General features: G+C 37.4%; 16 protein-coding genes. All 16 read left to right on the top strand.

The features are described from left to right. Window positions 1–17 precede the first annotated feature (17 nt). Complete coding sequence (locus tag AAIB49_RS19180; RefSeq protein WP_343458974.1) at window positions 18–149, top strand: PD-(D/E)XK nuclease-like domain-containing protein; 132 nt, start codon at window positions 18–20, stop codon at window positions 147–149. A 176-nt stretch (window positions 150–325) separates the two neighbouring features. Next, on the top strand, window positions 326–1210 hold the full coding sequence (locus tag AAIB49_RS19175; protein WP_343458988.1) for a DUF4373 domain-containing protein: 885 nt from the start codon (window positions 326–328) through the stop codon (window positions 1208–1210). Next, a complete protein-coding gene (locus AAIB49_RS19170; protein WP_343458987.1) occupies window positions 1092–2039 on the top strand; it encodes an ATP-binding protein in 948 nt (315 codons plus the stop codon). Before AAIB49_RS19175 ends, AAIB49_RS19170 begins: the two co-directional genes overlap by 119 nt. Next, on the top strand, window positions 2039–2206 hold the full coding sequence (locus AAIB49_RS19165; protein WP_343458986.1) for a hypothetical protein: 168 nt from the start codon (window positions 2039–2041) through the stop codon (window positions 2204–2206). The genes AAIB49_RS19170 and AAIB49_RS19165 overlap by 1 nt, the downstream gene beginning before the upstream one ends. Before the next feature lie 50 nt (window positions 2207–2256). Next, window positions 2257–2544, top strand: a complete 288-nt coding sequence (locus AAIB49_RS19160; RefSeq protein WP_343458985.1) for a hypothetical protein — start codon at window positions 2257–2259, stop codon at window positions 2542–2544. Next, window positions 2501–2842, top strand: coding sequence for a hypothetical protein (locus tag AAIB49_RS19155; RefSeq protein WP_343458984.1), 342 nt, complete (start codon window positions 2501–2503; stop codon window positions 2840–2842). Before AAIB49_RS19160 ends, AAIB49_RS19155 begins: the two co-directional genes overlap by 44 nt. Further along, window positions 2838–3086: a DUF3310 domain-containing protein gene (locus AAIB49_RS20050; protein ID WP_481857902.1), complete on the top strand. Its 249-nt coding sequence runs from the start codon at window positions 2838–2840 to the stop codon at window positions 3084–3086. Before AAIB49_RS19155 ends, AAIB49_RS20050 begins: the two co-directional genes overlap by 5 nt. Next, complete coding sequence (locus AAIB49_RS19150; RefSeq protein ID WP_343458983.1) at window positions 3083–3211, top strand: hypothetical protein; 129 nt, start codon at window positions 3083–3085, stop codon at window positions 3209–3211. The genes AAIB49_RS20050 and AAIB49_RS19150 overlap by 4 nt, the downstream gene beginning before the upstream one ends. Continuing rightward, window positions 3183–3647 (top strand): hypothetical protein, encoded by a 465-nt coding sequence (locus tag AAIB49_RS19145; RefSeq protein ID WP_343458982.1) that lies wholly within the window; start codon window positions 3183–3185, stop codon window positions 3645–3647. Before AAIB49_RS19150 ends, AAIB49_RS19145 begins: the two co-directional genes overlap by 29 nt. 63 nt (window positions 3648–3710) lie before the next feature. After that, on the top strand, window positions 3711–4199 hold the full coding sequence (locus tag AAIB49_RS19140; RefSeq protein WP_343458981.1) for a hypothetical protein: 489 nt from the start codon (window positions 3711–3713) through the stop codon (window positions 4197–4199). Then, a complete protein-coding gene (locus AAIB49_RS19135) occupies window positions 4192–4326 on the top strand; it encodes a hypothetical protein (RefSeq protein WP_343458980.1) in 135 nt (44 codons plus the stop codon). Before AAIB49_RS19140 ends, AAIB49_RS19135 begins: the two co-directional genes overlap by 8 nt. A 44-nt stretch (window positions 4327–4370) precedes the next feature. After that, on the top strand, window positions 4371–4739 hold the full coding sequence (locus AAIB49_RS19130; RefSeq protein WP_343458979.1) for a hypothetical protein: 369 nt from the start codon (window positions 4371–4373) through the stop codon (window positions 4737–4739). Between the two features lie 42 nt (window positions 4740–4781). After that, window positions 4782–4907 (top strand): hypothetical protein, encoded by a 126-nt coding sequence (locus AAIB49_RS19125; RefSeq protein ID WP_343458978.1) that lies wholly within the window; start codon window positions 4782–4784, stop codon window positions 4905–4907. Between the two features lie 107 nt (window positions 4908–5014). Further along, window positions 5015–5626: a dUTP diphosphatase gene (locus AAIB49_RS19120; protein ID WP_343458977.1), complete on the top strand. Its 612-nt coding sequence runs from the start codon at window positions 5015–5017 to the stop codon at window positions 5624–5626. Beyond that, the gene (locus AAIB49_RS19115; protein ID WP_343458976.1) at window positions 5623–5823 is read left to right on the top strand and encodes a Fur-regulated basic protein FbpA; all 201 of its coding nucleotides are present in this window, start codon (window positions 5623–5625) and stop codon (window positions 5821–5823) included. Before AAIB49_RS19120 ends, AAIB49_RS19115 begins: the two co-directional genes overlap by 4 nt. Window positions 5824–5835: 12 nt before the next feature. After that, window positions 5836–6022 (top strand): hypothetical protein (locus tag AAIB49_RS19110; protein WP_343458975.1); only part of this gene is annotated, 187 nt, incomplete at its 3' end.

Below are 6022 nucleotides of genomic sequence, written 5' to 3'. Positions count from 1 at the left end.
AGTATGAATACACAGAAATGAAGCTTGAGCGAATCATGGAAGTGAAGAATGGTCATGCGGATCCAGTACGTTGTGAGAAGTGTGATTACTGCAGAATGACAAAGCAGTTGAAAGATACGATTGAGGTCGGAAATTTGATATGGGAATGACAGGAAGTAACATATCCCACGTGAGGCTCCCGGAATGGATCTGGGAGCAAGCACGTGACCAGGAACACTTGAAACAGCTTGTACTACAGTATATGCGGAAATATCCAAATTATACCGTCAAAAAGGTAAAAGGTAGATTAGCAGTTTGTGAGATTAATAGGTAATGGGGTGAGGTAATGGTTAGGCCGATTAAACAAGGTCTTGATTATTTCCCACTAGATGTTGACATAGATCAGGATGACAAAATCGCTTTAATTGAAGCTAACCATGGACTTGAAGGTTTTGGTGTAGTGATAAAGATATTAATGAAAATCTATGACAACAGTTATTTCTATGAGTGGGGAGAAAAGGAACAATTATTATTCTCTAGGAGAGTTAATGTAAACATTAATCGAATAAATGACATCATTAATGATTGCATAAAATGGGGATTATTTTCATGGTCTTTATTCGAAAAGCACCAAATCCTTAGTTCTAAGGGCATTCAGAAGCGATATTTGGAAGCAGCAGCACGAAGAAAAAGGGTCGAAATTCGTTCAGATTACCTATTATTGGATGATGAAGAAGTTAATGTATACAAGAACCTCATTATTGTGGACATTAACCCGATAGATGTTGACATTAGTACACAAAGTAAAGCAGAGGAAAGCAAAGCAAAGGAAAGTAAAGCAGAGGATAGCAAAAATGAAACTGAAAAAGTTGCTGCCGAAATCCTTTCACATTATTTGAAATTAAGACAACAAATGCATCCAAGTCCCAAAGATGAAATGTCTGCTAATGAAATTGCAAAATCTGGTATTCCAGTTGATAAGGCAATTGAGTTTTTGGATGAGCGTTTTCGAACATTCCAACCAAAACATTCGAGGGACAAAATAAACTCACTGGATTATTGTGCAGGCTTTATATTAGATCGTTACTACGCAGAAAAGGAAGGTGAAACGCATGACAACGGGCTTCACAGACCTAGGTTCAGCAATGGAACAAGTAATGGAAAGGGCAAGAGCTATGCAGAAGCGCAGCGAGAGCTTGAATCATCAAAACGAGCAGTACTCGGACGTTGAGTGCAAGGATTGTAAAGATACTGGTTCATTGATTGAACGGATTTATGATGAAGATTATGGGTTTGAGCGTGATGTATACAGGCCTTGTCACTGCCAAGAAACAAAGCATCTTAAAAACCGTTTTAAAAATGCTTTAATCCCTAGTGAATTTAAAAATGCTAGATTTGATAATTATGTTCGTGAAAGTGAAGCACAGCAAACGTTATTCCGGGCTATTCAAGAATATCTAAGAGAGTTTCCAAACATTATTGAAAACAAACCGGAGCATAATAGCTTAGCGTTTATGGCGGTGTTTGGTGAATCACGGATAAAAGCATTGTTTGGAGAAGATCGTCACCAGGCAAAAGCAGAACGTAACAACTTTGGTTTAGGAAAGACTCACTTACAAATGGCAGCTGCCAAATGGATGCTAAATAAAGTACGAGTTCGGGATGAATTGGCACATGGTCAGAAATCCAAATTTGAAAGAGGTTGCCGTGTCTTATGCGTATCGGATGTGGAGTTTATGAATGAACTAATCAACGCTAAACGAATGAACGATGAAGGTGAAACGTTAAATAAATTGCTAAATAGCGCAATCAACGTGGATGTACTCGTTTGGGACGACTTAGGAAAAGTAAAATGGTCCGAAGCAAAAGAAGACTTGTACTACCAAATCATCAATGAACGGTACAGACATCACAGACCGATTATGTTCAGTTCGAACGAAGATACTGGTTCACTTGCTGAAAAGATTGGATATGCAGCTTGTAGTAGATTGCTAGGAATGTGCGGAGAGCGAATCTATGAAGTTGAGGGTGAAGATTATCGAATGAGGAGGAATCACTAATGTTCATGGGAATGAAATCAGTAATGATATTTGATCCAAAAGATACTCAGACGGAAACAGAACGAAAATGGCTTGAGTGGAATGAATATAAAAGTGCAGTTCAAGATAAAGCTGTTCCAAATGTTGAGGAAACGAGGAAATATCTGCAAGAGCGTGGATTGGCATGAACACGCTTGGCAACCCCAATGCATTCCTAAAGGGTAGGAATAACCGAATTTTGTTCGATGAAAAGGACCTTGATTTCAGAATGCCTGACTGGCAAGAAAAGCAGATTTTGGAATTATGGCGAGATGGCAAAAGCGTAAATTTCATTTCGAAAACAGTAAAGCGTAATCCACATGAGGTATTCTTCACACTATACGAAAACTGGATGAACGGAAAAATTGATGATATTCAGAAGGCATTTTCGAGAGGGTCTAGTTTATTAGTGCCAGGTAAAGAGCTGATTAGGAGGGGTAAAGATGAAAAAAGTACCTGTAATAGTATTTCAAAACAAGGAAAATAAAGATCGTTATCTAGCAAATGGACCTGAAAACGGAGATTGGTCGGATGAAAACTTAGATGTGCTCATTGATGATGTTGAATGTGCATTTATGATTTGGAGAGACGATTTTGAAGCTCCTGGTGATAAGGAGTTGGAAGAGCTTAAACAGGAGAGCAATAACCATAAAGAGCACATGATTGAAACGTTTGGAGATGATGCAGTAATTAATTTTGATGTAGAAGAATGGTTGAAGCATTACACTCCTGTAAACATTGAAATAACGCAGGAACAGTTTGATAAAGCTAGGGAACTAGATTAGGAGGGGTAAAGGTGAATGGGCGATTGTCGATACTGACAACGTAAACCACCCATCACATTATCAAGGTAAAACAGAAGTAATTGACATAATTGAACAAGCTACAACAGACCTAAACGGATTCCATGCTTACTGCTTAGGAAATGTAATCAAATATGTTATGCGCCATCAGAAAAAGGGCGGTATGGAAGATTTAAAGAAAGCTAGATGGTATTTGAATAAGGTTATTGGAGGGGAAAACGAATGAGTGAAAAGGTAAAGGTATCAGAAAAACTAGGAACATTAATAGAAAATACTAGGAGAAGAATGAAAGACCACGAAATCGTAGCTAACTACAACAACATTGCTAGCGAATGGAAAAAAGTTAATTGACCTAGACACACTTATAAAAGCTTTGTACATCGGATATGAAGTAGATCCTAAATTCGAAGTTAATGATTGGGTTGTTGTCAATAATCATGGTGATATATGGACTTCTAGAATCGCAAAAATTACACATGATGAAATTGCGGTTTACGTAGATGAATGCCCTTATGTAGATAACAAACAATATTATGTATTTTCCAAGTTGCGACATGCCACACCAGAAGAAATTCAACGAGAAAAAGAGCGAAGATGGTGGGCTAAGTTTGGTCGTAACATCAACGAATATAAAAAAGGTGACATTATTAGCTTGGGAAGTATAACAAGATCTATTAATTATTTCTTTGAGAATGGGGAATTTGGTCTGGAAGGTATGGATTTCAGTTATAAACCGTACGAATTAGCTCTTGTTTGCCCAGTAGAAAATAGGCTTGATACCCAATGATATATACAAAGGCTATGCAAAAGCTAGTTGGTATTTGAATCGAGTTATTGGAGGGGAAAGCGAATGAGTAAGGAGAGGTTGGAAGAAATAAAGAACTCAAACTATTTCTTTTTAGGATTGAGAAACGGAAAAACAGAACTAGAGAAAAATTGGAGATTCTTAATCCAACAAGCAGAAGAAAAGATACAACTGGAAGAACGTGTGAAAGAGTTGGATGATGCAGTTTACGCAATAAATGAAGCATACAGACAAGAACGTTTATACAATGAAAAGTTAGAAAAAGAAAACCAACTTATAGAGGATATGTACGGAAGATGTGATGTCGATTGGTTAATTGAACAAGCTGAACGTGTTCAGGATTTGAAAATAATGTTGAAAATCTTAGGGAAACAAAACCAACGCTACAAACAAGCATTAGAGTTTTATGCAGACCCAGAAAACCATGATAGAGAAGTTGATTATGGCAAGGATTCAGGTCTAAAAAAATCTAATGTAGATATCGATAGAGGGTTTAAAGCGCGTCAAGCTATAAAAGGTGATACCAATGCCTAGAACATTCTCTAAGGGAGAAAAATATCGCCCGGTAGTTACGGTGAAGAAAGTCAAAAAGAACATCCCGACAGTGATTACTGTCAGTGGTAGAAGGTATGTTCATGAGCCAGAAGGGAAGCGAAAATGATTATAAGTTGAGAGAAATTGCGAAGTAAAGGAGATGTAAAACGAATGTTAGAAAATTTGATAGGTGCTCAAATTTTAAGTGTAGGAGAAACATACATTGAAGTGAAGAAAGGCGAACAAGTTTACAAATTAGAAGTTCTTTCAGATTACGGAGGTTGTTGTGGATATGCTAATTTTACTACTAAATTACTTTATTCACCTAATGATTTAAGGAATCCTGTTATTACTAGCGTGGCACGAAAAGATAATGGTGATGATTACGAAGATTCCTCAATAATTACTTTCTTTGGAGAATCTAAACCACTAGCAACAATCGAAAGTGAAGCTGGTAGTGGAAGTGGTTGGCATTACGGGGCTTGTGTGACTTTGCATTGTAAGGCATTGGATATTAACGAAGATTTGGCATCTTGGTAACCGCACAGTTCGGATAGAAACCGCAACAAGGAAGGGGAACATATGACACGCTTTAAAAACTTAGGAGAACACCAGCTCATTCAAATAGCTGAGAAAATTGGCAGTACAGACTTAGAACTTCAAGAAGAATGGTACAGCAGATACGGAATGAGTTTCCCATACACCTAAACATCAGACAGGAAATCGAAAATAGAGTAATGGACATTACCATCCAAGATAAAGATGCAGATAAATTAATTTTGGCACAGGCTGAGAGATTGAGAGGGAGATAACCAATGAACCTAGAAAAACTATTCAAGATACAAGCCGAATTAGATAAACGCATTTTAGATAAGCACAATTTACATGGTGAGGATCTACTTGATAAAAAAATTCTTGCTTTACAAGTTGAATTAGGTGAGTTAGCAAATGAGTGGCGAGGGTTTAAGTTTTGGAGTAAAGACCAAGAGCCAAGAACGGAAATTGTATGTCATGCATGTAATGGCAATCAATTTTTCGTTACTGGCGAAGAAGTCGAACCGGGAATGCCTTACTACGAGCCTTGCTTATATTGTTATGGGACAGGCATTGAAGCAAGACCACTCCTAGAAGAATACGTTGATTGCTTACACTTCATTTTGAGTATTGGGTTGGAATTGGGATTTGAAAAAGTTAAACCTTACTTGGTACATGAAAAGACAGCTCTGACAATGTTTGGAGTTATATTCAAAGAAATATCGAAATTTAGTGTAGTATCTGGTCGAGAACACAAACAATTTTATTATGGGGAAATTCTAAGCAATTTCATTGGTTTGGGTAAAACCTTAGGCTTCACATGGGAGCAAATTGAACAAGCATATCTTGAGAAAAACAAAATAAACCATGAAAGACAGGTGAATGGATATTGAGCCTAGCAGCGATTGACAAACAGCTAAAAGCAACAGAAGTCAGTCAGCGTAAGAAGTTTCTCATCAAGCAATTGCATAACATGGGAGTCTATAAAACTAGCGATGGTAGAAGGTTAGAAGATGTGAGTTTGTACACTTTGGAATGGACATACATTGAAGCGCAAAATGAAGCTGCTAAGGCATACGCAGAAAAATAAGGGGTGCTGATCATGACAGTAAGTGTAGTTAGGGCATCAACTAAAAGAAAGTGCTTGTTACTTTGTCTTGATAAAGAAAAGGCAGGATTTGAGTGTGTAAAGCGAATCGAAAAAGTATCTATCCCAAACAAGCATTTTAACAAGCGCAATAAGTACGTGACAACTACTTATGACGAGTATTACGAGGCGATTTATAAGC

The organism is Ornithinibacillus proteolyticus (assembly GCF_039581225.1).
GTDB lineage: Bacteria > Bacillota > Bacilli > Bacillales > Amphibacillaceae > Ornithinibacillus > Ornithinibacillus massiliensis.
The sequence above is the reverse complement of the archived record's forward strand: the minus strand, read 5'-3'. Positions and strand labels throughout refer to the sequence as shown.